General features: G+C 56.8%; 25 protein-coding genes and 1 other RNA gene. 21 read left to right on the top strand and 5 right to left on the bottom strand.

The genetic code is table 11. The annotated features are described in order from the left end of the window. Positions 1-83 precede the first annotated feature (83 nt). The 7 genes from AC3WKX_RS09555 (at position 84) to AC3WKX_RS09525 (ending at position 6,304) form a co-directional block, all read left to right on the top strand. Positions 84-368, top strand: coding sequence for a PA2433 domain-containing protein (locus AC3WKX_RS09555; protein ID WP_003212250.1), 285 nt, complete (start codon positions 84-86; stop codon positions 366-368). A gap of 103 nt (positions 369-471) precedes the next feature. Further along, positions 472-865: a transfer-messenger RNA gene (gene ssrA / locus AC3WKX_RS09550) on the top strand. Between the two features lie 187 nt (positions 866-1,052). Beyond that, a complete protein-coding gene (locus AC3WKX_RS09545) occupies positions 1,053-2,309 on the top strand; it encodes an integrase domain-containing protein (protein ID WP_102604504.1) in 1,257 nt (418 codons plus the stop codon). A 1,027-nt stretch (positions 2,310-3,336) separates the two neighbouring features. Further along, complete coding sequence (locus AC3WKX_RS09540; RefSeq protein ID WP_102604503.1) at positions 3,337-4,737, top strand: YfjI family protein; 1,401 nt, start codon at positions 3,337-3,339, stop codon at positions 4,735-4,737. Then, positions 4,721-5,080, top strand: a complete 360-nt coding sequence (locus AC3WKX_RS09535) for a hypothetical protein (protein WP_102604502.1) — start codon at positions 4,721-4,723, stop codon at positions 5,078-5,080. Before AC3WKX_RS09540 ends, AC3WKX_RS09535 begins: the two co-directional genes overlap by 17 nt. Then, complete coding sequence (locus AC3WKX_RS09530; RefSeq protein ID WP_102604501.1) at positions 5,058-6,038, top strand: integrase domain-containing protein; 981 nt, start codon at positions 5,058-5,060, stop codon at positions 6,036-6,038. The genes AC3WKX_RS09535 and AC3WKX_RS09530 overlap by 23 nt, the downstream gene beginning before the upstream one ends. Further along, positions 6,035-6,304 (top strand): hypothetical protein, encoded by a 270-nt coding sequence (locus tag AC3WKX_RS09525; protein WP_102604500.1) that lies wholly within the window; start codon positions 6,035-6,037, stop codon positions 6,302-6,304. The genes AC3WKX_RS09530 and AC3WKX_RS09525 overlap by 4 nt, the downstream gene beginning before the upstream one ends. 170 nt (positions 6,305-6,474) lie before the next feature. On the opposite strand, the gene AC3WKX_RS09520 is transcribed toward AC3WKX_RS09525, so the two are convergent. Together AC3WKX_RS09520 and AC3WKX_RS09515 are read right to left on the bottom strand one after the other, a co-directional pair. Further along, on the bottom strand, positions 6,475-6,996 hold the full coding sequence (locus AC3WKX_RS09520; RefSeq protein WP_102604499.1) for a DMT family transporter: 522 nt from the start codon (positions 6,994-6,996) through the stop codon (positions 6,475-6,477). A gap of 281 nt (positions 6,997-7,277) precedes the next feature. Next, on the bottom strand, positions 7,278-8,351 hold the full coding sequence (locus AC3WKX_RS09515) for an AbrB family transcriptional regulator (protein ID WP_102604498.1): 1,074 nt from the start codon (positions 8,349-8,351) through the stop codon (positions 7,278-7,280). A gap of 128 nt (positions 8,352-8,479) precedes the next feature. Here AC3WKX_RS09515 and AC3WKX_RS09510 point away from each other — a divergent pair, with 128 nt between their 5' ends. Further along, on the top strand, positions 8,480-9,391 hold the full coding sequence (locus AC3WKX_RS09510) for a LysR family transcriptional regulator (RefSeq protein ID WP_102604520.1): 912 nt from the start codon (positions 8,480-8,482) through the stop codon (positions 9,389-9,391). 189 nt (positions 9,392-9,580) lie between these two features. Here AC3WKX_RS09510 and AC3WKX_RS09505 read toward each other — a convergent pair whose 3' ends face one another. Beyond that, positions 9,581-10,168, bottom strand: a complete 588-nt coding sequence (locus AC3WKX_RS09505) for a MarR family winged helix-turn-helix transcriptional regulator (protein WP_102604497.1) — start codon at positions 10,166-10,168, stop codon at positions 9,581-9,583. A 210-nt stretch (positions 10,169-10,378) separates the two neighbouring features. Between AC3WKX_RS09505 and AC3WKX_RS09500 the strand changes: the two genes are divergently transcribed. From AC3WKX_RS09500 to AC3WKX_RS09465, 8 genes are all read left to right on the top strand, one after another. Next, positions 10,379-11,734, top strand: coding sequence for an MFS transporter (locus AC3WKX_RS09500; RefSeq protein WP_102604496.1), 1,356 nt, complete (start codon positions 10,379-10,381; stop codon positions 11,732-11,734). Positions 11,735-11,844: 110 nt separating this feature from the next. Next, positions 11,845-12,819, top strand: coding sequence for a PDR/VanB family oxidoreductase (locus AC3WKX_RS09495; protein WP_102604495.1), 975 nt, complete (start codon positions 11,845-11,847; stop codon positions 12,817-12,819). A gap of 46 nt (positions 12,820-12,865) precedes the next feature. Next, positions 12,866-14,185 carry a Rieske 2Fe-2S domain-containing protein gene (locus tag AC3WKX_RS09490; RefSeq protein WP_102604494.1) on the top strand — a complete coding sequence of 440 codons (1,320 nt, stop codon included), beginning with the start codon at positions 12,866-12,868 and terminating at the stop codon, positions 14,183-14,185. Then, the gene (locus AC3WKX_RS09485; RefSeq protein WP_102604493.1) at positions 14,185-15,411 is read left to right on the top strand and encodes a Gfo/Idh/MocA family protein; all 1,227 of its coding nucleotides are present in this window, start codon (positions 14,185-14,187) and stop codon (positions 15,409-15,411) included. Before AC3WKX_RS09490 ends, AC3WKX_RS09485 begins: the two co-directional genes overlap by 1 nt. Further along, positions 15,408-16,400, top strand: coding sequence for an ABC transporter substrate-binding protein (locus AC3WKX_RS09480; protein ID WP_102604492.1), 993 nt, complete (start codon positions 15,408-15,410; stop codon positions 16,398-16,400). The genes AC3WKX_RS09485 and AC3WKX_RS09480 overlap by 4 nt, the downstream gene beginning before the upstream one ends. Before the next feature lie 478 nt (positions 16,401-16,878). After that, positions 16,879-18,165: an OprD family porin gene (locus AC3WKX_RS09475; RefSeq protein WP_102604491.1), complete on the top strand. Its 1,287-nt coding sequence runs from the start codon at positions 16,879-16,881 to the stop codon at positions 18,163-18,165. Positions 18,166-18,258: 93 nt separating this feature from the next. Beyond that, positions 18,259-19,107: a carboxylating nicotinate-nucleotide diphosphorylase gene (gene nadC / locus AC3WKX_RS09470; protein WP_102604490.1), complete on the top strand. Its 849-nt coding sequence runs from the start codon at positions 18,259-18,261 to the stop codon at positions 19,105-19,107. Between the two features lie 930 nt (positions 19,108-20,037). Beyond that, positions 20,038-20,331, top strand: coding sequence for a DUF6124 family protein (locus tag AC3WKX_RS09465; RefSeq protein ID WP_102604489.1), 294 nt, complete (start codon positions 20,038-20,040; stop codon positions 20,329-20,331). On the opposite strand, the gene AC3WKX_RS09460 is transcribed toward AC3WKX_RS09465, so the two are convergent. Beyond that, entirely contained in the window at positions 20,328-20,585 is a 258-nt protein-coding gene (locus AC3WKX_RS09460; RefSeq protein ID WP_146013706.1) for a hypothetical protein, read from the bottom strand. The genes AC3WKX_RS09465 and AC3WKX_RS09460 overlap by 4 nt on opposite strands. 221 nt (positions 20,586-20,806) lie before the next feature. On the opposite strand from AC3WKX_RS09460, the gene AC3WKX_RS09455 reads away from it, so the two are divergent. From AC3WKX_RS09455 to AC3WKX_RS09440, 4 genes are all read left to right on the top strand, one after another. Next, positions 20,807-21,100 (top strand): DUF6124 family protein, encoded by a 294-nt coding sequence (locus AC3WKX_RS09455; protein ID WP_102604487.1) that lies wholly within the window; start codon positions 20,807-20,809, stop codon positions 21,098-21,100. A gap of 178 nt (positions 21,101-21,278) precedes the next feature. Continuing rightward, positions 21,279-22,307, top strand: coding sequence for a hypothetical protein (locus AC3WKX_RS09450; RefSeq protein ID WP_102604486.1), 1,029 nt, complete (start codon positions 21,279-21,281; stop codon positions 22,305-22,307). An 18-nt stretch (positions 22,308-22,325) separates the two neighbouring features. Further along, positions 22,326-22,862: a nucleotidyltransferase family protein gene (locus tag AC3WKX_RS09445; protein ID WP_102604485.1), complete on the top strand. Its 537-nt coding sequence runs from the start codon at positions 22,326-22,328 to the stop codon at positions 22,860-22,862. Between the two features lie 111 nt (positions 22,863-22,973). Continuing rightward, positions 22,974-24,431: an ArnT family glycosyltransferase gene (locus AC3WKX_RS09440; protein WP_102604484.1), complete on the top strand. Its 1,458-nt coding sequence runs from the start codon at positions 22,974-22,976 to the stop codon at positions 24,429-24,431. Positions 24,432-24,437: 6 nt separating this feature from the next. On the opposite strand, the gene AC3WKX_RS09435 is transcribed toward AC3WKX_RS09440, so the two are convergent. Continuing rightward, on the bottom strand, positions 24,438-25,661 hold the full coding sequence (locus AC3WKX_RS09435; RefSeq protein ID WP_173883001.1) for an OprD family porin: 1,224 nt from the start codon (positions 25,659-25,661) through the stop codon (positions 24,438-24,440). A gap of 172 nt (positions 25,662-25,833) precedes the next feature. Here AC3WKX_RS09435 and AC3WKX_RS09430 point away from each other — a divergent pair, with 172 nt between their 5' ends. Next, positions 25,834-26,730, top strand: coding sequence for a LysR family transcriptional regulator (locus AC3WKX_RS09430; RefSeq protein ID WP_003212270.1), 897 nt, complete (start codon positions 25,834-25,836; stop codon positions 26,728-26,730). Positions 26,731-26,747: the final 17 nt, after the last annotated feature.

Below are 26,747 nucleotides of genomic sequence, written 5' to 3'. Positions count from 1 at the left end.
TCGACAAACGAGGCTCATCAGTGACCTCGCTGGCTGCACGGAAAACCGGCAGCATCGAGCCCTATTTGCACAAGGAGATACCCATGAAGCGTTCCGCTCTTGCTGGTTTGTTCATTACCGCTGCGATGCTGGCGTCCCCCGCGTTTGCGGCCGGAACAAAAGACGATCTGTGCCAAATCAACCTGGACAAAATCAACAACGGGAAAGCGTTGCTCGCCACCGACACCAGCGGCAAATCTGGCGAAATCGACACCGCCGTTTCCCAGGCCAAGGCAGCCCATGCGGCAGGCGATGACAAGAAATGCATCGAGATCACCTCCAAGGCCCTGCAAAGCCTGCAAGACACGGACAAAGGCGGCAATCAGTAACTCGCTGATTGCCCGAGGCCAACCTTCGGGTTGGCCTTCTGTGACCGATTGGCGTACACTGCACAGGCTTGTCACTCACTAAGAAACAACGAGTTACAAGCACGGGGCCGTTTAGGATTCGACGCCGGTTGCGAAACTTTAGGTGCATGCCGAGTTGGTAACAGAACTCGTAAATCCACTGTTGCAACTTCTTATAGTTGCCAATGACGAAACCTACGGGGAATACGCTCTCGCTGCGTAAGCAGCCTTAGCCCTTCCCTCCTGGTACCTTCGGGTCCAGCAATCATCAGGGGATGTCTGTAAACCCAAAGTGATTGTCATATAGAACAGAATCGCCGTGCAGTACGTTGTGGACGAAGCGGCTAAAACTTACACAACTCGCCCAAAGCACCCTGCCCTTCGGGTCGCTGAGGGTTAACTTAATAGAAACGGCTACGCATGTAGTACCGACAGCGGAGTACTGGCGGACGGGGGTTCAAATCCCCCCGGCTCCACCACTTCATCATCTAAAGACGTCCACGGACGTCTTTTTTTGTGCCTGAAATCCAGTGGATACGGGTGTTTCAGGGCTGCGGGGGGCTTTCCAGGTTTTTTGAGTTCCAGGCGGTTTGGTATTCCCAATGGTATTCCCGGTTACCCGGCGCTAATCTTGGGAATACCAAAAGGTGTCATGGAGTACTTCTCATGTGCGCTCAAACCACCCGCCTCTCCGACCGCCAGCTCAAGGCGGTCAAACCGAAAGACAAGGATTACGTCCTCACCGATGGCGACGGGCTCCAGCTGCGAGTTAGGGTCAATCGCTCGATGCAGTGGAATTTCAACTACCGGCATCCCGTCACCAAGAATCGAATCAACATGGCACTCGGCTCTTATCCTGAGGTTTCTCTTGCGCAAGCGAGGAAGAAAACCGTTGAGGCCAGAGAGCTGCTTGCACAGGGCATCGACCCAAAAGCTCAGCGCAATGAGCTTCAGGAAGCCAAACGAGCGGAAACGGAACACACCTTCGAGAACGTGGCCACCGCCTGGTTCGAGCTGAAGAAGGATTCCGTCACGCCGGCGTATGCCGAAGACATTTGGCGCTCCCTCACACTGCATGTTTTTCCGAGCATGAAATCAATGCCTCTCTCGGAAGTCAGCGCCCCAATGGTCATCAAGCTCCTTCGTCCGATTGAAGCCAAAGGCAGCCTCGAGACAGTTAAGCGAGTGAGTCAGCGCCTTAACGAGATCATGACCTACGGGGTCAATTCCGGAATGATCTTTGCCAACCCTCTCAGCGGCATTCGAGCGGTGTTCAAGAAACCTAAGAAAGAGAATATGGCCGCGCTACCACCTGATGAGCTTCCGGAGCTCATGATGGAAATCGCGAACGCCAGCATCAAACGGACGACCCGCTGCCTGATCGAATGGCAACTTCATACCATGACCCGCCCTGCCGAAGCGGCAACTACCCGATGGGCAGACATCGACTTCGACAAACGCATCTGGACCATCCCTCCGGAGCGAATGAAAAAGCGTCGTCCGCACACAATCCCGCTGACCGAACATGCACTCTCGTTATTGGAGACGCTTAAGCCCCATAGCGGCCACAGGGATTATGTGTTCCCGTCAGATAGAAACCCGCGCACCCACGCGAATAGCCAGACAGCCAACATGGCGTTGAAACGCATGGGCTTCCAGGACCGCTTGGTCAGCCACGGCATGCGCTCCATGGCCAGCACCATCCTGAACGAACATGGGTGGGATCCGGAGCTCATCGAAGTCGCACTGGCGCATGTCGACAAGGATGAGGTGCGGAGCGCCTACAACCGAGCCGACTACATCGAACGCCGGCGTCCGATGATGGCTTGGTGGAGTGAGCATATTCAGAAGGCGGCCACCGGCAGCCTGTCGGCATCTGCGATCAATCAAACCAGGGACCGCAACGTCGTGCCGATACGGTGAGCATCACCGGACGCCGCTGGTAACCGAGGATGACTCCCCAGATGGAGTGATGGTTGATTTGGCGACAGCGGCGACACCGGCGACAACCCGCGTAATACCTGGTCTGCAGCATGGCGACAAAAGTGGCGACTGTCGCCGCTGCAAGCCTCTCTCTTGGGGATTTTTCGGCCAAGCCCACGCGAGCGGGAAGGCTCCGCATTCCAGCCCGCGTGGGCTCACATTAAAAACCGACGAACGATCACCCGGCCATGGAAAACCACTGGGCTCCAAGGTCTTCCAGCGCTACCGATTTGCTCAAGAGTCTCCCCAAAAATGCTGTTGACCGCGAGCAAAACGAGCGCTAAACCAGAACCGTACAAGCGCTGTCCTCGACAGCACCCAGGTAGCCAGAACCGTTGAGGTTACGCCACATCGTGGTGGTTCTCCCCAAGTGCGATTAGCGTCCGGCGGCTCGCACGGTCACTACCCATGTGATGGATGCCCACTTCTACGCTTTGCCTACTGCGGCAAAACCCACCCTACTCGGCTGCTCTGCAGCAACTTATCCGCTTGGCCATTTCTTGCGCCAACCTGTTGCCCGTCTCTTTGCCCCCTAAAGAGACGGGCGCATCTCACACTGCTGCAGCCTTGCTCGCACGAGCCTTTGCGGCTTTCCCCCTCGTGACAATCGGCGTGACAAACACCGAATGCTCACTCACCACAGCGATGCCGATGATGATGCCGCAGCCCACGGAATGGACTGCACCTGACTGACAGTCAGGCATGCCCCAGTCATCACATCACTGCCGTCACCCAACTCAGGATCTCTCGGCACCGGTCTCGTCAGCCAGTGCAGCCTCCACCCGCCCACCGCTATCGGTGTTCAGGAGGCCAGATCATGAGATGCCCAAGCTCCCGGCCGTAAGGAGCCGTCAGTCCCGCGTGAGTGGACAACCCTCACAGGTCGCAGGGGCCTTGATCCCTGATAACACTCAACAACCGTGGCGGGATGAGTGAGGACGAAGTCGATAATCTCAGGAGAATGTCGATGCAACTGTGCGAAGCGTTCGAGCCACCACAACCGTTGCTGGAATACCAGCAGGCGCCACTGCCCTACCCGGTCGAAGCACTCGGGGAACTGTTGGGCCCTGCGGTCGAACGACTGGCCGAGGTGATCGGCGTACCCTGCGCCATGGCGGCGCAATCGGTGCTGGCTACTACTGCCCTGGTGAGCCAGGGTCATGCCAATGTCCAACTCGATGGCCGAACCTATCCGTTGTCCCTCTACCTACTGACGGTGGCGTCCTCGGGTGATCGCAAAAGCGCGGTGGATCACCTGGCACTGAAGGCGGCGCGCGACTGGGAACGACAGCAGTGGACCCTGTATGCGGAAAAGCTCAAAGCTTATCGCGTAGCCACCAGCCTCATGACCAAACCCAAAACCTCAAAGAAACCCACGGAGGCAGAAGGCGGTGAGCTATCCGAGCCGGTACCGCCGAGACTGATCATTGCCGAGCCCACCATTGAGGCCCTGGTCAAAAGCCTATGCCATGGTTTGCCCAGCATGGGTTTGTTCAATGATGAAGGTGGCCAGTTCTTGGGCAGCAGCACCATGAGCAAAGAGAACCAGCTCAAGGCGATCACCACCTTGTCGACACTGTGGGATGGCAGCCCCATCGACCGGGCGCGCTCTATGGCAGGAGAAAGCCTGCGTGCCTATGACCGCCGCCTCAGCCTACACCTGATGCTGCAACCCTACCTGGCCAACCAACTGTTCAAAGACCCGGTGATCAATGGCCAAGGCATCCTCGGCCGTTGCCTGATCAGTTGGCCCGAGCGCCTGGCCGGCCAGCGACTCTACAAGGCAATCGACCTGACCCGAGATGCCAAAGTCCAGCGCTACCAACAGCGGATCACCGCCCTGCTGCAAAAGCCCTGGTCGCTTCACAAGGATGGATCACTCAATCCCGCCACGCTGGAGCTGACTCCCCGCGCCCGTCGTGCCTGGATCGATATTCACGACACCATCGAGTGCCAGTCTGGCGAGTTCGGCGAGCTAGCCGGCGTCCAGCCTGTGGCGAGCAAGGCCGCGGCGAATGTACTGCGTATCGCGGGCGTACTGGCCATGGTTGAAGAGGCCAGTGCGTTGGACGAAGCACACATCCAGCGCGCCTCCACACTGATGGATTACTACCTGGCCGAGATTCAGCGCCTGACCGAACAGGCGCCGGTCAATAGCCGTCGCGAGGAAGCGGATCGACTGCTGCGCTGGCTGGTGCAGAAGGGCTGGACTCACTTCACCATTCGCGACGTCAATCGCAACGGCCCTCGTTTTGCCCGCAAGAGCGCTGACCATACCGCCTCTTTATTGGTCGTGCTGATCACTCATCGCTGGCTGAGCAGCCGCGATGGAAGAACCTTCGAGGTCCGTCATGTTCCGCCTCAATGACGCGGTGCGCCGCTACCAGGCGCAACATCAACCGCAGCCAGAATCGCGGCGTGTCGCCGCCTCTGTCGCCACCCTGTCGCCACGTGCCAGGCCAGAAACGACGCGGGTTGTCGCCACTGTCGCCGCTGTCGCCACCCCCCCCCTGGAGCCTGCCAACCTTGCCCTGCTGATTGAGCAACTGCGCGAAGAAGGGGCACTGCTGCAACACCAGGAGAACGCCCTCCTGATCCGCCCGACACACTGGCGGCAGATGGACAGGCTCAGCCCCCACTGGAAAGCCCTGCTGCTCTATCTGCAGACAAACGAAAATGGTGATGACAATGGCACTGGTCGGTCGGCGTGATGGTCGCAACTTTGGCTACGGTCGTCAGCTGAGCTACGCCGGCCCACAAGCGCTCAGCGATCTGTTTGCTGGCGGCCACTTCGCCACGGTCAAAGCGCATAGTGATCGCTGGCAAGCGTTCGTGCGTTGGTGTCGGTCAGAGGACGGCCCCGGTTACAACGATGCGCGCCAGATCGATCGTCAGACGCTGCAAGACTACGCCGCTTCCCTGCGCCAGCAGATCCAGCAAGGTGAACTCTGCATCGCTACCGCGCAGAACCGCCTGAGCAGCGTCAACCGTACCCTCGCTGCGCTACGCGGTGATCAGGACGTGAGGATCGCCAGCCCGAGTCAGGCGTTGGGACAGAAGCGCTCGACCGTACGCACCCGCGCGCCGGATGGCCAAGACCACCAACAGGTGCGGCGAGTACTCGAGGCGCTTGGCGAACAGCAACACGAGCGGGTGGCCGCGATTATCCGTTTGGCCCGAGAAACCGGCATGCGCCTGCGCGAAGCGATCCTGGCTGACCTGCCACGCTTGCACCGCGAAGCTGAACACTTAGGCCGCATCAACATCCAGGACGGCACCAAAGGTGGCCGCTCAGGGGCATCAGCACCGCGATGGGTCATAGCCAATGAAGCGGTGAAGGCGGCGCTGCAGTTTGCTCGTCATGCGGCACCGACCGGCAGCCGCAACTTGCTGGCCCGAAACGAAAGCTACGCCGCGTTCCTGCAACAGACCGTACTCCCTGCCCGCGAAACGCTGCATGAACATGGGCTGAAGGGTTTTCATGAACTGCGCGCGGCCTACGCCTGCGAACGATACGAGCAGCTCACTGGTCACGCCGCACCGGTCAATGGTGGCCACTGCTATCGCATTGACCGCGACCTTGATCAACAAGCGCGGCAACAGATCAGCGTGGAGCTCGGGCATAACCGGATCGATGTAGTTTCCGTCTACATTGGAGGCAGAGCGTGAGTAAGCCCTTCGATATGACGCTGTTCCTGAGCGGCGTCCTGACCGGCTCGAAGGTCACACAACAACGACACCTACGCCAAGCCCGAGCCATGCAAGCGGCCATTCAACAGCGATGGCAACGCGATAATCCCTGGACTTGGCAGATCAAGCATGTGCGCTGGTTTCTCACTCAGCACCTGAAAGACCATTCCGACGCCACCCGGTATTACTATCGACTCACCGCCCTATTGGTCTGGAAGCGATTAGGGAGCGAAGAGAGTTGCTGATCTGACGCTCGAATCGTGAGTAGGCTGCCTTCATCTATCTCAACAATGTCCGGGCGACCATCCCCTCCAGACCCTTGGATTAGTCTTGAAGGTAAAATGCGCCAACACCCATCCGACTTACAGCCAAGCGGGATGAAGCACCACCAGCCATAGATCGAGATGTTGCTGCTTTACTGCGGAATGGATCGCTGTGCAATGGTCTCCTTGGGTTGGGAGATGACCTTCGAGTTTGGGCTTTGAACAAGGAAGACCCCCCCAAGAATCATGGCTGCGCCTATCACCTTCAAGAAGGTGATGGGTTTCGAGGTAAGCCCCATCAAGCCGAAGTGGTCCATCAACAGTGCGAGGAAGATCTGTCCGGCGACGACCAGGATGATAAAGCCGCTGGCGCCCAGTTTCGGCGTTACAACTACTGCGCTGCCGACATAGATCGCCCCCAGGATTCCCCCGATCCATACCCACCAGGCGCCTCGCAAGGCGCGACCGATATCCGGAGCTTGCACCTTGAGGATGAGCAGGACGGCGATTACCACGAACGCGCTGATGACGAGTGAGGTGAGGGCTGCCCAGAGCGGATGCCCCAAGGCTCGTCCAACCGCCGCGTTGCTGGTCGCCTGAATCGGCAGGACCGCGCCAGCAACGAACGCCATGGCCATCGGTAAAACTGTGAGAAAGAGCGATTTGCTCAACATGATCAGTATCTCTTCAGGTTCAAGTTAGGAATGGACGGTTGCAGGAGCTGAATGCAACACGGCTATTAAATTGGTGTGTGAGGGTTGTGTTGCATGGTGCTGGCCTGTTGCATGCTTCCCCCATGACCTCAATCTGGCATTTGAAGTCGAAACGTTTACGCGCCGAACATTCAATTGAAAGGCGATGGCGTCCAGTGTTTCTTAACGCCGCGCGGCCAAGGGCTGTGTGGACCACAAAAGTAAATGGTCACGACCCTCCTGCTGGACCGCATATCAACGGATCAACGGCCCGTCAATCGAATGATCACGCGCGTCAGAAGCGCGCCAGTAATAATTACCGCGAATAATCGTAAGGTCTGCATCGCCAGCACCAGCCCGACATCGGAATGTGTGTCCACTGCCATGATCACCATGGTATCCAGCCCGCCTGGGCTAGTGGCCAGGTAAACCGAGAGAAAGTCTTTGTCGAGCAGTGCCGCCAGCAACCAGGCTGACAACGCACACATCGTGATCATCAGCACCGCTCCCAATATCATCGCCGGCAAACGCCGCCAGACGTAGCCGATGGTCGGGCGGTCAAAACGTAAGCCGACGTAGCAACCAATCGCGCCGTAAGCGGTGGCGAGCAGCCAGGTGGGCAGGGTTATGTGCAACAAGCCGCTCGCTTGCAAAGCGCCACCCAACAACAATGGTATGAGCAGAGCACCGGCTGGTAGAAAATTACCCAGTGTGATCCCGCTCAGAAGCGTGGCGAATGTGAGCCCCAGGTTCAGCAGGTTGGAGCATTGCATCGCGGCGCACGCGGCATGCGCTTCGCTATCCCCGGTCGGTGTCTCCAGCCAGCGGCTGACTAGCGCACCGATGATGGCCACGCACACCACCCGCACATATTGCATGGTGGCGACCACTCGTGAATCGGCACCGAATTCATCGGACATTGCGACCATCGCCGAAGCGGCCCCCGGTGCCGCGCCCCAGGCGGCGGTGCTAGCCGGGATACCGCCGACCCGTGCCAGCACAAGCCCGACCAGCGCACTGAAGATGACCGTCAGCAGGGTTGCAAGCAGCATCAACGGCCAGGACCGTGCCAGCGAGACCAGAACTGCCAGGGTCATCGAATGGGCTGCAAGAATGCCAACACAACCCTGGCCCAACGTGAAGGCAAAGCGGTGCAAGCGAATGCTAGCACCGCATACGCCGAAGACAATGGCTACTAACATGGGTCCCAGAAACTGCCCGGCGGGTACCCCCAGAAACGTAAGCAACTGACCGCTGGCACCGGCAAGCAGCGTCAGTGCGATCCATTGAATCGGAGCGGGGCAAGTGTGCAATAGAGGCGGCGGTGAATAAGTCAAATTTACGCTCCCACATGCTGGCCGCCCCGATTGCGGGGCGTACAGTCAATGTGCGGATCATTATTGATGCCTTATTCGATCAAGTATATTTTCTAATATTGATGAATTAATAACTTTGGTTGATGGATATGGACCTGCGCGACCTCGCCTATTTTGAAACCATCGCCGAGTTGGGCCACCTGGGCCAGGCGGCGCAAAAGCTCAACCGCAGCCAACCGGCGCTGACCAAGAGCATTCAGCGGCTTGAGGAGTCGCTCGGTACGCGACTGTTCGAGCGTGACGGCCGACGCATCAAACTCACCCCGGTTGGGGAGCTACTGAAGGTGCGCGGCAAACAGCTGCAACAGAACATCGCTGAAACCCGACGTGAGGTGCGCGATTTTGCCAGCGGTGTGATGGGTAACATTCGCTTGGGCTGCAGCGCTTCCATGGCGGACCACCTGCTGCCACACCTGACCGCGACATTGCTTTCCCATGCGCCGGCAATCACGCTGAACCTGGTGATCGGTCAGGACGATTTCCTGCATGAGTCCCTTTGTTCCGGGCGGTTAGACATGGTGATTTGCTCGAAGTATGAAACGGGTCCGTTACTGGAGTCTCATGCTTTGTTCGACGCTGAAGCGGTGGTGGTCGCCAGCCATAATCATCCGCTGTTCAATGCCCGATATCAGTTGCGTGACCTGTGTCAGTACCGCTGGGTGCTGCCGGCGACCACCGTTTCAGCCCGTCGCTGGATCGATAATGCGTTCCAGGAGCGGAACTTGCCCTTGCCCCAGGTGCAGATCGAGACCACCTCGATTTCTCTTCTGCCACGCTTGGTCGGTGCAACAAACCTGCTTTGCTTTCTACCCCGGGAAACACTTGAAGACGTCAAGGGCAGGACGAACCTTCGCGAGGTCATGCTCAAGGAAACCACGATGAAACGCACTATCGTCGTGTTCACTCGTAGGAACGCCTACCTGTCGCCGGCGGCGCAGATGCTGCTGGGTATTCTCAAAGTTGAAGGCGCACAGTTTTTCAATGGGAGGCAGGTTGTGTAGAGGCGGCCCCGGTTGCTGCACTCGGCAGGGGGTGAGGTACAGCCTGCCTGACGTTCTTCACTGGTGTACGAAAAGCGTAACGCCAGGAGACGAGGCAATCTGAAGATGCGCCAAGGCTGAGCGTGAAAAAACAATTCAATTCCGACGGATTGGAGCACTGAGGCCGTTTCAACGGTTTGCGACACGACACTAATCCGGACAAACAGTTTCGCCGCGCTCATTGATCATGCGTCCAACCTCCCGCGTTGACGGTACCCGATGTGAGGGATTGATGGAATTCGCTTCTGCGTTTGCGAGATTCTCTATCACTGTCAATAGAACGTGTCGTGCTGTTTCGACGTCTTGCTCCTTGAGCCCGGCCACACTCACCTCGTTGACTTCCAGCGCCAGAGGAATCAACACATCCTTCAGGCGCCGTCCTTCATCGGTGAGGAAGACGTGAACATTTTTCTTGTTATCCGGCATCTGCTGCCGGACGACGTAGCCCAGTTTTTCCATCGCCTTCACCGCAGCGAAAGTCGTAGGCTCCATCAGTCCAGCCTGAGTGCTGAGTTGTTTTTGGGTCAATCCGTCTGTCTCCCAGAGGATCCGCAAGAACGCCCAATGACCAAAGGATACGTCGTGTTCGGTCAGTCGCATCTGCAGCGCTCTTACCAGAGAGCGAGTTGCATCCTTGACCAGGTGGGCCAGACGGTCATCAGGCACAACATCGTGCCAATGCCTGAGTATTTCCTGGGTTTCAGGTTGTTTGTGGCCTAAAGGCTTTCGTACAGTCATATCAAGATCCAATCTCATCACCTGCGTAAGCGGTACTAAGCATAACGCGTTGCCTCAACACATGCGCCAGATCAAAAAATACTTAGAGATCGTACTTTTTTTGATTGCGAGGGAAGAAAAATCACCATATTCTCTTAGAGACCTAATAAAAAAGACACACCAAGCCCTCCCTGGCTCCGGTTGTGTTACACAAAGTCCGAGGCGTGCACAATGACAACAACAGCAACTACAGATGCCGTGCCCCATCTTCTCCAGCGCAGCAATGAGCGCATCGAGAAGGTCTATAGAAAAGTCACACTACGTTTGATGACCTTCATCTTCGTGGCCTGGGTTCTCAATTATCTGGATCGCGTGAACATCAGCTTCGCGCAGGTTTACCTGAAGCACGATTTAGGCATGAGCGATGCTGCCTACGGACTCGGCGTAAGCTTGTTTTTTATCGGCTACATCGCATTGGAAATACCCAGCACGCTTTACCTGCAAAAGATTGGTGCCCGGTTGACGATCACCCGGATCATGGTGCTGTGGGGCTTGATCTCAGCGTCCATGGCGTTCATGACAACGCCCACTCAGTTCTACATTGCCCGCGCCCTGTTGGGCGCTGCCGAAGCTGGCTTCTGGCCTGGAATCATTCTTTATCTGACCTATTGGTATCCAGGTGCCAGGCGTGCTCGCATCACCTCGCGATTCTTGCTGGCCATCGCCGCGGCGGGAATCATCGGCGGTCCCCTGTCCGGTTGGATACTCACGCATTTCGTCGACGTCATGGGAATGAAAAACTGGCAGTGGATGTTCATCCTGGAAGGTCTTCCTGCTGCTGTAATGGGTGTGATGGCCTACTTCTATCTGGTGGACAAACCCGAGCAGGCAAAGTGGCTCGACGACGAGGAAAAATCCATTATTCTCGACGCGCTGGCCGCTGACCGCGCAGGCAAGAAGCCCGTTACCGATAAGCGTCATGCTGTGCTGGCTGCGTTCAAGGATCCGCGCGTATACATCCTTGCTGCTGGTTGGGCCACCGTGCCGCTATGTGGCACGATCCTCAATTACTGGACGCCTACCATCATCCGGAACACCGGTATCCAGGATGTACTGCAAGTCGGATTGCTTTCCACCGTGCCATACATCGTGGGGGCGATCGCCATGATTCTCATTGCGCGCAGCTCCGACATTCGTCTGGAGCGTCGTAAGCACTTCTTTTTCAGTGTCGCCTTCGGTGCCTTGGGCGCCTGCCTGCTGCCTCACGTTGTGGACTCGGCCATTATTTCAATTACTTGCCTGGCAATGATTGCGGTGTCGTACTTTGGTGCCGCAGCGATCATCTGGTCGATTCCTCCTGCTTATCTTAATGATGAGTCCGCCGCAGGGGGGATTTCGGCGATCAGTTCTCTTGGTCAGATCGGAGCGTTCTGTGCGCCCATCGGACTCGGCTGGATCAACACAGTTACCGGCAGCCTCGCAATCGGACTGACGATAATCGGGGTACTGATCCTGGCCGGCGGTCTGGCGGTTCTGATTGCGGTGCCAGCTAACGCCTTGAGCGAAAAGCCACTTACCGACGAATAGGATCGAGCAGTCTGATTGGCCGAAGCACGCCTAAAAAACGTTAGATATCTATGCAACTCCCGGTTCGCGGGCGTGTTCAGCCCGCGACCGGATGTAATGAGGAAACAGCGATGAGTAGTTCCGAACAGCTCGATGATGGGTTCACTGGCCTCAAGGTGACCGCCAAAACCGAAATTGCCCAAGGCATTTTCCGCTTCGAATTGGCCCACCCGCAGGGGTTGCTTCTGCCCGCGTTTACGCCCGGTGCGCACCTCAGGGTAAGGGTGCCCAACGGAAGCATCCGCAATTACTCATTGAGCAACGACCCGCAAGAGCGTGAGCGTTATGTCATTGCGGTCAAGCGCGACGCCAACGGACGAGGCGGTTCGGTGAGCATGGCCGATGATATCGAGGTAGGCGACTTGCTACCGGTGGCAACACCGCAAAATGAGTTCGAACTTACTGAGAGTGCCCGACAGTTCATCTTCGTCGCCGGAGGCATCGGTATTACCCCGATCCTGTCGATGATGCGTCACCTGAAGGCCAGCACCGACATCTCCTTCAAACTCTACTACTGCACCCGTAATCCGGAACTCACCGCCTTCAGGGATGAGCTGCTGGGGGCCGAATTTGTTAACACGGTAGTCATTCACCACGACTTCGGCAATCCAGCAGACGCTTACGATTTCTGGCCTGTTTTCGACAAACCGAGCAGCGGTACACATGTGTACTGCTGTGGCCCCCGGCCATTGATGGACAGCGTGCTGGACATGACGGGGCACTGGCCACCCGGCTCCGTACATTTTGAAAGCTTCGGCGTCGACCAGAGTCGCTTCGCCGAAAACCGGCCTTTTTCGGTGACCCTTGGCCGGAGCGGAATCGACCTCGAAATTCCCGCCGACCGCTCGATTCTGGAGGTTTTGCGCGACAACGGTATCCGGGCACCAAGTTCTTGTGAGAGTGGCACCTGCGGCTCTTGCCGTACCCGTCTGATTGAAGGTGACGTCGAGCATCGCGACATGGTGCTGCGTGAGGACGAACAGCACGATCAGATCATGATTTGCGTTTCCCGAGCCAGAAATGACGTGCTGGTACTCGACCTCTAGGCGAGACCCTTTTTACAAACGATTAGTTGAACGCTGGAGATATTACATGTTGACCCCTGAAGAGAACCTGTTGCTCTGCCGCGTCGAAGGCGACGCACCGATGGGCCAGATGATGCGCCGTCACTGGACGCCAGTGTGCTTGCTCGAAGAAGTCAGCGAGCCCGACGGCACGCCTGTCAGGGCCCGTCTGTTCGGTGAGGACTTGGTAGTGTTTCGCGACACCGAAGGTCGCGTGGGTGTCATGGACGAGTATTGCCCGCATCGCCGCGTGTCGCTGATCTACGGCCGCAATGAAAACTCAGGCTTACGCTGCTTGTATCACGGCTGGAAAATGGACGTGGACGGTAATGTGGTGGAAATGGTTTCCGAACCTGCCGCCAGCAACATGTGTCAGAAGGTCAAGCACACGGCCTACAAAACCCGAGAATGGGGCGGTTTCGTCTGGGCCTACATGGGGCCACAGGACGCAATTCCCGAATTTGTGCCACCTGTCTGGGCACCCCATGCGCAGGTTCGAGTGAGCATCGCCAAGGCAATCATTCCCTGCAACTGGGCGCAGATCCTGGAAGGCGCCATCGACTCGGCACACAGCTCAAGCCTGCACTCATCCGACTTCGTTCCAGCCCGGGTTGGGGGCGCTGAAACGACCGCGAAAAACTGGCTACGACCGTCCACGGACAAAGCTCCACGCATGCAAGTTGACCGTACCAGCTATGGCTTTCGTTATGCCGCTCTGCGCCGCCCCATTCAGGATGCAGCCATCAACGAGTATGTGCGATCTACTGTATTCGTAGCCCCCGCCACCGCGCTGATCCCACCGAATAACTTGTACAACGTGGCGAATATCAACGTACCGATCGACGACACCCACACAGCCTTCTATTTCATGGCTTGGGGAAATCCCGATACCACCCCGGAAACCGAGACCTGGCGAAAGTTTCTTGGCCAGCAGCCCGGCATCGATCTGGACGAGTGTTACCGCCCGCTACGGAACGACGAGAACCGTTTCTTCCAGGACCGTGAAGCCATGAAAAACGGCAACTTTACGGGCATCAAGGGCTTCCCCAATCAAGATATCGCCATGTGGGTGACCATGGGGCCCATCGCCAACCGCTCCGATGAGCGCTTGGGCGCCAGTGACCTTGCGGTGGTGGAATTCCGCCGGGTTATGCTTGATGCCGTGGCAGCGTTCCAAGCGGGTGATAGCGCTATTGGTACGGGTGAGAAAGCGATCCCTTCCAATATCTGCTCGTTCCAGGCGATCGTGTCCAAGGACATCGACTGGCGTGAATATAAAGCTCATTACGTTTGGGACTTCGGCGATGCCAATATGGTTGTCGAGCCCGATTACGAGGTCCAGACCTGATGGCCAGCCAGACGGAATCTTCGACACGGCTGCGCCTGGGGGTCGTCGGTCTAGGTCGGGCATTTACCCTGATGCTGCCAACTTTCCTGGCCGATCGCCGCATTCAGTTGGTAGGCGCCTGTGATCCTCGTGAACAAGCTCGCAGGCAATTTGAACGGGATTTCGATGCTCCTGCTTTCGAGACCATCGAAGCCTTGGCAGCCGACAGCAATGTCGACGCCTTATACATTGCCAGCCCACATCAGTTTCACGCCGAACACACCCGTATAGCTGCGGCTAACCGCAAGCACGTGCTGGTCGAAAAACCTATGGCGTTGTCGTTGGACGAGTGCGACCGGATGATCGCCGATTGCGCCGATGCTGACGTGAAACTGATCGTTGGGCATTGCCACAGCTTCGATACCCCGTATCTGCGTACCCGGGAGCTGATCGGTAGTGGCGAGTTCGGCGCGGTCAAGATGATTCAAGCGTTGAACTACACCGACTACTTGCAGCGTCCTCGCCGCCCGGAAGAACTCTCGACCGCTGAAGGCGGCGGAGCAGTATTCAGCCAGGCCGCACATCAAGTGGACGTGGTCCGTTTGCTGGCTGGCAGTCGCGCTACCTGTGTCCGCGCGGCAGTGGGTAACTGGGACCCCGCCCGGCCTACTGAAGGCGCCTACACAGCCACTCTATGGTTCGAGAATGGGGCATTCGCCTCTATTACCTACAACGGCTACGGACACTTCGACTCCGACGAGTGGATGGACTGGGTTGGGGAAATGGGCAAGCCCAAAAATCCCGAAGCTTACGGCGGCGCGCGTCGGTTATTGCAGCAGGTGCAAACGGCGGATGAGGAGGCGCGGCTCAAAGCTGAGGGCACTTATGGCGGCACACGCTACGTCAGCCCCCCTTCTGCCGACGACGCGACGGCCTTCCAGCATTTCGGCCCGATTATCGTGTCGTGCGAAGGTGGCGACCTTAGGCCAATGGCTGATGCCGTCATGATTTACCGGCCGCATAGTCGTGATCGAATGATGCTTGAGCGGCCAACGGTGCCGCGTTCCGAAGTCATAGACGAACTGTATCTAGCGCAGTTCTACGGGGTCACTCCGTTGCATAACGGCGAGTGGGCTCGTGACACTTTGGAGATCTGTCTCGCCATGTTGCGATCCAGCAAAGAACAATGCGACATCACACTGGGTGTGAATGTTGAAGATACTCAATCCTGCGAGAACCCGTCATGAACAAGTTGAACTTATCTATTGCTGTGGGCAACTACGATCGTATCCGACCATTGGTGGACGGAGAAGTACAGATCGATGGGGTCGACCCAATCTTTATGCTGCAAGATCCCGAAGAGATCTTCTTTCGCGCATTTCGCCATGCTGACTACGACATCTGCGAGTTATCGTTGAGCAGCTACAGCGTTAAAACCGCAGCTGGCACCAGTCCCTATATTGCTGTCCCTGTCTTCCCGTCCCGCGCGTTTCGCCACACCTCGATCTACATCCGCAATGATCGCGGAATCGAGTCCGCAGCAGACCTCAAGGGCAAACGTATCGGTGTGCCGGAGTACCAGTTGACGGCGAACGTATGGGTTCGACTGTTCCTGGAAGAGGACCATGGTTTGAAAGCGTCTGACGTCACCTGGGTCCGTGGTGGGTATGAAGAAACCGGGCGTCTGGAGAAAATTGTTCTGAAACTACCCGCGGATGTAATCGTCGAGAACGCACCGGAGACTGAAACGCTTTCTGGCATGCTCGCCTCTGGTGAACTGGATGCCGTGATCGGTCCACGTGCACCTTCGTGTTTCACCCAGGGCCATCCCAAGGTCAGCTATCTTTATCGTGATCCTCAGGGAGCGGCCTCGGACTGGTATCGCCGCACTCAGCTATTCCCGATCATGCACGTGCTGGGGATCCGGCGCACGTTGGCCGAGCAGCACCCTTGGTTACCCGGGGCCGTTGCCAAAGCATTCGAGAAGTCCAAGTCCGTAGCGTTGCAGAAACTAAGCGACACCTCCGCCACCAAGGTAACGTTGCCGTTTATCGAGGATCAGTTAAGGGCGGCGCGCCAGTTGCTCGGTGAAGACTTCTGGTCCTATGGTTTCGAAGCTAACCGCCATGTACTCACTCGCTTCCTAGAACGCCACCACGCCGAAGGACTGTCGTCACGCTTGCTTCAGCCTGAGGAACTGTTCCATCCAGCGTCGTTGGAGAGCTTTAAAATTTAACGGTGGTCATAGCGAATGTTCACCCTCGAAAAAGTAGGTTCGAGGGTGTTTAGTAAACCGAGTATGGTTATTAAATTTGTGGCTGTCCCTATCGGGCGAGTAGATGGCGGCCACAACTTTCCATTACGTGCAGAGAGATGATAACGGTTTCAATGCCTGAGTACATTCGCGGATATAAGTTCAGTCGCATAAAATGTATTTATCTTGCTAGGTCTCATTGTTTGGTTGGGCGATTATCGACAAGATGAGATGCAGAATTTTTATGTTTAATGACAACTTTAGATCTTGAGTTGCCTACCAATGTCTAGCTTGATCCAAGCTCTGGTCGTTATCGCCAATATGGGGTGGACGGGTAATTGATTTATCCGTTTGAAGTATTTTCTTGCGCGTGCGCAAAACCTTTAGATAGGCGAGCTAACTGTCCGGGGCAATAGGTTGGACGAATACCTGCTGCACAAAAATAAGAAAAGGTAAAACAATGAATAAAAACACCTATATTGCCAGGACAAATGCTCTGCTTCTTGCATTGTCCTTCGGCTCTCCCTTTGCGGCGGCGGATCTATTAAAAGACAGCAAAGGCAGTCTTGAGCTAAAAAACTTTTACTTCAATCGCGACTTTAGAGACTCGACGGCTACTGAATCCAAGCGAGAGGAATGGGCGCAGGGTTTCATCGTTAATCTGCAATCAGGCTTTACCGACGGAACTGTCGGTTTTGGATTGGACGCCCTTGGTATGTTGGGGCTGAAACTTGACTCCAGCCCCGACCGATCGGGCACAGGACTTCTATCTCGCGGCAGCGATCGGCGCGCCTATGATGATTACTCGAAGCTTGAACTGACGGCGAAGGCCAGAATCTCTCAGAGTGAGTTAAGAGTTGGCGGCTTGAATCCAGTTCTTCCCTTACTGGCCTCAAACAATACACGGCTGTTGCGACAAGTTTTTAACGGTGTGCAACTGACATCAAAGGATATCAAATCGCTGACTGCAACTCTCGGCCAGGTCGACACCGTAAAACAGCGCGACTCAACCAACTCTGAAGACCTGTCTGCCAGTTCTCAACTAGGCGGCTACTCCTCTGCCATCACCAGTGACCACTACACATATGCGGGATTTGACTATCAACTTCTTCCTTCCCTCAATGTGGCGTACCAGTACAGCGATCTGGAGAACTTGTTCCGTCGAGACTACGTCGGTTTAAAGTTTAATACGCCCTTGTCCAAAGGTCGCGTGTTTGCTGAAGTCAGATACTTTGAAGGTCAAGAAAGTGGCAAAAAACTACTAGGAAAAGTGGATAACCGGACGATCAGTAGCAATGCGGGCTATTCGGCCATGGGACACACCTTAAGTGCGGGTTATCAAGCGGCATCCGGCGCGACTGCATACCCGTATGTAAACGGTACGGACACCTATCTGTTTGGTGAAATGCTGGTGAGCAACTTCGCTCTTGCAAATGAAGATGTCTGGTATGCCGGATATTCGTATGACTTTGCCGCCCTCGGCTTGCCTGGTCTGACATGGAGTCTGCGTTATGCGAAAGGAGAAAACGTCGACCCCACGAATATTAAAACTGTGAAGGCAAAGGCGCTCAGGGCGGAAGGTTCCGACGGTGAGGAGTGGGAAAGAAGTTCTGATATCACTTACGTAGTACAAAGTGGCGTGTTTAAAAGTGTTTCATTCCGATGGAGGAATGCAATCAATCGATCCACTTATTCAGATGGGGCCGATGAGAACCGACTCATAATTGGATATGTCTATAACTTTTGATTGATAGCCATGTTCAGGTGCAATGCTCGTCTGGATTCTGCGCTGGGCATGGCGAACTGATATTTCGTTATTTATTGATTTAGGTGTGCTGGAATGCAAAATATAGAACTGACGGGCTTGGATTCCGAGATCGATGAAAACGTACGTAGGGCGTTATTGGAGGATATCGGAAGTGGTGACATCTCCGCGCAGCTTGTGCCGTCCGCTCGCTTGGCCAGTGCAAAAATTATTACTAGAGAACCTTGTATCATCAGTGGTGTGTCGTGGGTGGAGGCCGTCTTTCGCCAACTAGATCCACCTGTCATCCTGAAATGGGACGTTAAGGATGGAGAGCGCGCAGAACCAAATCAAGCCGTATTACATTTAGAGGGTCCTGCCCGCTCTTTATTGACCGGTGAGCGAACCGCACTGAACTACTTACAATTTCTCTCGGGCGTCGCGACACAATGCCGGCGGCTAGCTGATAAAGTTGCGCATACTCACGTAAAGTTGCTCGACACTCGAAAGACTATCCCTGGCCTTCGGCTCGCACAAAAATACGCAGTTACTTGCGGTGGTTGCCATAATCATCGCATTGGTCTCTACGACGCCTTCCTCATCAAAGAAAATCATATTGCAGCTTGCGGTGGTATTCTCGAAGCTATCCATGCTGCACACCGCATTGCACCAGGTAGACCGGTAGAGATCGAAGTCGAAAACCTAGGCGAACTGCAAGAAGCACTGAGAGGTGGAGCGGATTTAATTATGTTCGACGAACTGAGTCTGGATGACATGCGTGAAGGCGTTCGACTCAACAACGGACAGGCCCGGCTTGAGGCCAGCGGCGGAATCAATGAAAGTACATTGGTAGCTATCGCAGGTACTGGGGTTGACTACATATCAATTGGTGCGCTAACTAAAAATATAAAAGCCATAGACTTATCTATGCGCTTGAGCCTTTAAACATCAGGCAATATTCTGCCGAGCCCTGCCTCCGTAAATAGCCAGAAATAGCATTACTTGTGCGGGCATCATGCCAGCACTGAATTGTGTTGGCGGTTGGTAGAACCTGTTTTTATTACTATCCCCCGTTAGAAAATGCCGCCACGAGATACACAGCCAAAGTGTTAGGCAGCACCGCTGGAGCACCATCCGGCCGCAGTCTAGGTAATGCAGGCTTCCAGTGTGCGTCCCTTACGCCCAGCAACTGTGGGCCACGGGGGCGTTTCAGGTCGCTTCCAGACATAGTTGAATCGCCCCTTAATATGTGGACATTCGATCGCCGCTTTTAGTCGGTTGCTGCCTGTCGCCACCGGCAGCAATGGGCAGTTCTCTGTCGATCATGATTACGAAGCGTGCTGGTAAAGTCGAATGCAACCGAGTGGTCAAGTGGAATGCAATTTCGCACGGCATTCCAATTGGTATTCCAACTAAAAAACAAACAATAAATTAATGTTATAAATCAATAGACTAGTGATCTTATTCAAATTACCCCGGCCACTACATACGAAGCACCACCAAAACCCGCTTCGTGCAGGTTTTGCTGTTTCTGGGCTCCTGGAAACACACCGCCGAATGAGCCTTCGGATTTTTCCCGCAAGCCATCGCGCCCTTGATGAACTGGTGCTCATCAATCGACACGACTAGCCTTGAAACGTCGCTGCAAAATCAGCGACCGGGTTTAGCAGCTCGGTTAATATCAAGGCATGCAATGCCACCATCCGTTCAAACGAAGCATCTTGCGTCCGCTTGTCCGCGTTATGGCGGCTGTGCGTGGGGCACTTTCGAGTGCGCTGGGTTCCTTGATTCCTGGTCTGCTAACCCGCGTACGGTCGCCACCCTTTTCGTTTAGCAGCAATGTCTGGCGACTCCACCAATCAAGGAGTTGCACTCATGAAAAACAACAGTCCCAATCCTCCGAGCCCGGGCCAATCCTGCACGGATATCTTCTGCATCGCTCAAGGCATCGACCCCGAAACCCTGCTCGTACAGGCCTGCGAAACCCTTGCCTCGCTAAACGCGCTCACTACTGACCTGGCTTTCGAACTTGACGGAGCCTTTCGCCATAAGCTTCTGGCCACTCAGCAATTGAGTGTCTTGGGCGAGTTGCTGGTAACGCGCGCACTGGACATTCTTGTGCCAACGGCAGACTCGAAAATCCAGGGAAAGACGTCTTCCGAGGATTAAAAAATAGCGATCCAGCGGGAAAGCGCCAAAAAATAAAAAAAGGGTGAGCGGGCTATTTTCTTCGAAAATAAATCCGTCACTTTTTTCCAAATACGAAGCACCACCAAAACCCGCCTTGTGCTGATTTTGTTGTTTCTGGGCTCCTGTAAACACACCGCCGAATGGACCTTCGGATTTTTCCCGCAAGTCATCGCGCCCTGCATGAACTGGCGCGAGCCACCCCACGAAGATAGCCTTCTCTGGTTGCTGCTCATCAGCAACCGGCTTTGACAGGCCGAAAAGTGTAACCTTTCACTCCCCTTGATAAGTCGGCATGCCTCGCGCATTCCGCTTCGTTCATGGCGGCTGTGCGTGGGGCATCTTCGGGTGCGCCGGGTTCCTACACTTCCGGTCTGTCAACCCGCGTACAGCTGCCACCCAACCCTGTTTGACAGCAGGGGATGGCAGCTCCCGTCACCAGTGTAGGAGCGTCACCATGAAAAAGATCACTCCCAATCCTCCATGCTCGAACCACCCCGGCGCGGATATCTTCTGCATCGCCCAAGGCATCGACCCCGAAACCCTTCTAGTACAGGCCTGCGAAACCCTCGCCTCGCTAAACGCGCTCACTACTGACCTGGCTTTCGAACTTGACGGCGCCTTTCGCCATAAACTTCTGGCCACTCAGCAATTGAGTGTCTTGGGCGAGTTGCTGGTGACGCGCGCACTGGACATTCTCGTGCCAACGGCAGATTCGAAAACGCAGGAAAGGACAGCTTCAGAGTATTAAAAATAGCGATCCAGCAGGAGATCGCCAAAAAGTAACCAAAGGGTGAGCGGGCTATTTTCTTCGAAAATAAATCCGTCACCTTTTTCTATTACGGATGGTTGTGATACTTCTCCATCCCGTGCCCAGCACAGCTCCACCTGAATTCGCCTCTATCAGACAACCGGAAGTCCGATACCTCATGCTCAAGCCCTGTTTATTCCTGGCCCTCGCCACGCTCTCCACGATCGCCAACGCCGACCTCGGCGGGGTCTGGCAAGGCACGCTCGGCAAGACGCCGATCACCGCCTGTTTCAACGCCGCGCCCAACACAGGCGGCAGTTACTATTACCAGCGATTCCTGACACCGATCCAGCTCACCCAGGAAACACCCGATGCTCCCTGGGTCGAAGAAGGCAACAGCGGTGTTTGGCAACTGGAGATGCCACAGGGCGAATCGCTCAAGGGCGTCTGGAGCAAAACCAAGGGCAGCAATCCACTACCCCTGGCATTGCAGCGCGTAGCAACGCCACCCGAAGGTTGCGCAAGCGATGCTTACAACACGCCCATGGAAACCTCGCCCCTGCCGGTCAAGACGCAGAAGCAGTCCTTCGCCGGGCACAGCTACCAGATAAAAACCCAAGGCGCCCAGGTGACGCTCAAGCTTGAGGGCGACAGCCCGGCAATTCAGAAGATCAACCGGCAGTTGGCAAGCCTGGCCGTCAGCGCTGAGGATCAAGCCAATTACTTCAGCGAACGACGGGAATACCTTGGACGCAACGGTGCGGCCTATACCAGCGAAATCAGCGTCGAACCCACGTACTGGTCATCCCAGTGGATCACCGTCAGGTTTTACCGATGGGCCGCCGGTACGGGCGCCAGGGGTATCAGTTGGGGGCTGCATTCCTGGAACCTGCAAACCGGCGAAAGCGTTGACCCATGGACTTGGCTCGGCGGGCATCAGGAATGGTATGACGCTTACTCCGGCCATCTGAAACTGCCCGTCAACTTCAGCGCATGGCTGGAGAAGCAAACCACCACCGATGAAGGTTGCCCGGCGATCACCAGTTACTCGAGCTTCGACCTGAGCTTCGACACTCAAGGCATGAAGCTGTCGACGCCGGCAAATGGCGACGGTTGCGACAATGACCTGAGCTTCACCTGGGAGCAGTTGGAGCCTGTTTTGTCGGCCAAGGGTAAAGCCGCACTTGCCAGCCTGAAGATGCCTTGAGTGCATAACCATCACGCGATGGTGCAGATGCTGATCGGCGGCGATCCTTTGCGCTGGCGTTTGCTGGCCGTCGTCCGCTCCCTCGCCCTCCCCGACTGCTGGATCGGCGCCGGCTTCGTACGCAACGCGGTATGGGATCACCTCCACGGTCGCCCCCTATCACCACCGACCGGTGACGTCGACGTACTGTGGTTCGACGCCACCTGCACCGACCCCGTCGAAGACCGCCGCCTCGAAGCCCTCTTACACGCAGCAGAACCCTCCATCGACTGGTCCGTCAAAAACCAGGCCCGCATGCACCTGCGCAACGGCGATGCGCCCTATCGCAACGCCAGCGACGCCATGCGCTTCTGGCCCGAGACCGCCACCGCAGTAGCCGTCAGAAGAACCGCAGTGGACGTATGCGAAGTTTCAGCCCCACTCGGCCTGGAAGACCTGTTCAATCTCCAACTCAAACCCACGCCCCGCTTCACCCAGGAAAAACACGCCATCTACCAACAACGCATCACCTCCAAACGCTGGCTAACCCACTGGCCACTGCTGAAACAACCCTGACCCCACAAAAACCTCACATCCATTCACGAATTATTAAGAATCGCCCTCGTATACTCGCCGATCGCCCGGGCCGTTCCCCCGAATGGCCCCCTGCCCCGGTAGCCAGAATCCATGACGCGTTCCGCTCCTCTGCTGCTCCTGCTCGCCGCGCTGTTGTTCTTCTTTGCCCTTGGCAATCACGAGTTGCAAGGCTCGACCGAGGCCCGTGTGGCCGGGATCGCCATGGCCATGCACCTGGATAACGACTGGGTGGTGCCGCGACTGTTCCGTGAACCCTTCCTGGAGAAACCGCCGCTGAGCCTGTGGCTCGACGCCGGGGCGATCCGGTTGTTTGGCGGTACCACTTGGGCAGTGCGCCTGGCGTCGGCGTTTGCCGGGCTGTTCAGTGTGATGCTGCTGTACGGAATGCTGCGCAAGTTTGGCCGGCCCAAGACGCTGGCGTTTGTCGCGGGCCTGATGCTGGCGACCATGGCCAGTTACTGGAGCAACGTGCGCGGTGTGGGTGAGGACTCGCTGCTCACCCTCGGGGTCACCATGGCCCTGCTGGCGTTTTATCAAGCCAACCGCCCTGAGTCGGAGCGCGACCGTTCCAACCTGAGCACCTGGTTGCTGTTCACCTTTGGGATGGTCATCGCCACCTTGAGCAAAGGGGTTCTGGGCCTGGCCATGCCGGGTGTGGTGATCTTCGTCTATCTGGCCAGTACCAGCCTGATGGATAAACAATTCAAGCTGGGCGACTGGATCAAGCCCGGGCTGTTCACGCTGCTGGCGCTGGTGCCGCTGATGATCTGGCTGGGTTTCCTCTACCAGCGCGACGGGCTGCAAGCAGTACGTGAAGTGCTGCTGACCAATAGCGTCGGGCGCTTCAGCGGTTCGTTTGTCGAAGCCGGTCACTACGAGCCGTTCTATTACTACATCGTCAAACTGCCCGAAGCCTTTTTGCCCTGGAATATTCTGGTGTACCTGGGGCTGTGGCACTTCCGTAAAAGCCTGGTGCGCAACCGCTACCGGCTGTTTTTCAGCGTATGGCTGGTGGCGCAGTTCACCCTGCTGACGTTCGCCTCCAGCAAGCGCACGGTTTATCTGATGGCCTTGACGCCCGCCGCGGCAGTGCTGGCCGCCGAGTATGGCGGCGTGCTGCTGGGCTGGCTGAAAAGTCGTGGGCAGGTTTCACACGTTGCCGAACACGTTTATGAAAACCGACGGGGTCTGGTAGGTGGCTTCTTCACCGTGGTAGTGGCCTGCTACCTGATTGCAGCTTTCTGGTTCGCGCCCAAGGCCGATGTGCGCCAGTCGTTTGTGCCGGTAATCAGCCAGATCCAGGCGATGCAGGCGCAAGGCAAGGAAGTGGTGCTGTATCAGGCCAACGAGCGAATCGCCGGCGCCGGGGTGTTCTACATGCAGGCCTATTTGACGATTCTGCAGACGCCGGAGGAACTCAAAAGCTACCTCGCGGCCAAGCCCGGTAACGTGGCGCTGGTGGACAATACTGACCGGCTGAACGTCCCGGTGACGGTGGTCAAGGAGATGGCGATCAACCGTCAGCCGTACTATTTCGTCGAGCAGTAGGGCCTGTCACCACAGCGCCAGGTCGTACGTGAGGTAGACCCGGTAGTTGTCACGATCGCTCGCATAGGTCGAGCGATACGTGGCCTTGCGCAACTCGATGCCTACGCCTTTGAAGGTGCTGTCCTGGATCACGTAGCGCAGGTTGGTGTCCGACTCCCACTCGCGGGCTTCGCGCCCTTTGAAGTCACCGTTCTGGCCCTTGTAGTAGCGGGTCATGAAACTCAGGCCCGGCAGCACGGCGGCAAAGTCGTAGTCATAGCGCAGCATCCAGGTTTGCTCACCGGCCTGGATGAATTTGCCGACACCTGCGTTGCTGAAGGAATACACCGTCGACACGCTGGCGTAGGGCAACGCGGTATCACCGGTGACTTTCTGATAACCCACGCCCAGCGCCTGCGGCCCTAGCCGGTAGGTGAACAACCCGCTGAACATGTCGCTGTCGACCTTGCCATTGCGTGCCTCGCCCGCTTCGTTGCTGATGAAGTAACGCAAGTCGCTGGTGAGGCTGCCGGCACCCACTGGCTGTTTATGCACCAGGCCAAAGAACTGCTGGCGATAGAATTCACGCATTTCGCCGTAGTACCAGGTACCGCTCAGCTTGGGCGTGAAGGCATAGGTGGCGCCGGCAAAATCAAAGTCGCTGCCCTTTTTGCCGCTGTAGCCCTGGGGATAAATGTCCACGCTGTCGGTCGAGTTTCGCAGCTTGAACTTGTCCAGATGCCCGGCGTGCACGTACAGGTTACGGACGCCGCTGTACTCGACTTGAGTGCCCTGGAATGTTTGTGGCAACAGCCGGCCATCGTTGTACACCAGCACTGGAATCTTCGGCAGCAGCGTGCCGGTTTTCACCACGGCTTCACCGATGCGCATCTTCGCGGTCACGCCCAGGCTTGAGAATTCGCTGGCCGCGCGGCCATCGTCGTGCACCGGCAATAGCCCGGTGCCAGCATGGGCGCGGCTGGAGTCGAGCCGGATCCCCGACAACCCCAGCGCATCGAGGCCGAAACCCACCGTGCCTTCGGTATAACCCGATTGCAGGTTGAGCAAAAAGCCCTGGGCCCACTCCTTGCGGTCCTCGCCACCGTCGCGGTAACCGTCGTTGAAATAGTAATTGCGCAAGGTCAATTTGCCGTGGGAATCCTCCCAGAAACCCTGGGCCATCAGTGCCGGTGACAGGCTCGCCAGCAAGCCCGTGCACACCACTCCTCCCCTCGTGAAAAGCTCACGCATAACCGTCTCCCGAATGCCGTATTGTGGTTTTTTATGGGCAGTTGCTGCCTGCGACACGCTGGACGGCGCGTCGCATTGCGGCGGACACTAACGGCTCCTCGAACGCCCGGCAACGTTATGCGAGAAGCGCATCAGGCTATGCGCAAAGCCCTCAAACCACAGGAAAATCACGGTGAATCTCAAGCAGCTCGAAGCCTTCAAGGCGATCATGTCCACCGGTTCGACCATCGGTGCGGCGACCCGCATGGGCCTGTCGCAATCCGCGGTCAGCCGGTTGTTGAGCCAGCTGGAAGAGGCATTGGGTTTCGCGTTGTTCCTGCGCAAAAAGGGCCGCTTGATGGCGACCCCGGAGGCTGAAGAACTGCTCGCCGAAGTGGCCGGCCTGGTCGACGGCATGCAGCGTATCCAGCGCCTGGCAGATGAGATGCGCGTGGGCCGTTCGCGCAAGAGCCTGATCAAGGTCGGGGTGCCCACCAGCATGACCCAGGAGCTGCTGCCGCGGATCGTCGCCGAGTTTCTCAAGGGCCGGGAAGACATCGTCGTCGAGCTGCTGACCGGTTCCTACGACATGATCGAACGGGCCGTGCTCGACCGTTCCGCCGACCTCGGTTTTGTGCGCTTGCCTACCGAGATTCCCGACTTCGAGATTGAACCGGTGCTGGAAACCGAAGGCGTGTGCGTGATGCCCGCTGACCATCCGCTGACCCGCCACGCCTGCATCGAAGTGCAACACTTGCGGGACGTGCCGCTGGTAATGCTGGGCCGGCAACGGGCCCTGCGGGCGGAGTTGAACCAGGTGTTTCGCGCAGCCAACCTGACGCCACAGGTGCGGGTGGAAGTGCACTCGGTGGGCGCCGCGTGCAGCTTTGTCGCCGAAGGGCTGGGGGTGTCGATCGTCAATGGTTTGCTGGCCAGCCACTTCATGCATTTGCCGATTGTGGTCCGCCCGTTTCGACCGGCATTGCCCTATGCATTCGGCCTGGCGTTTCGCGCGGATGAACCCAGGTCCAAGGTGGTGACGGCGTTTGCCGAGCACCTCAAGCACCGCCTGGCCGCACAAAACGCATAGCCCAACCCAGCCCGCGC

Source organism: Pseudomonas sp. GP01-A4 (assembly GCF_058780865.1).
Note: the sequence above shows the minus strand (reverse complement) of the source record. Positions and strands in the feature narration are given on the sequence as shown.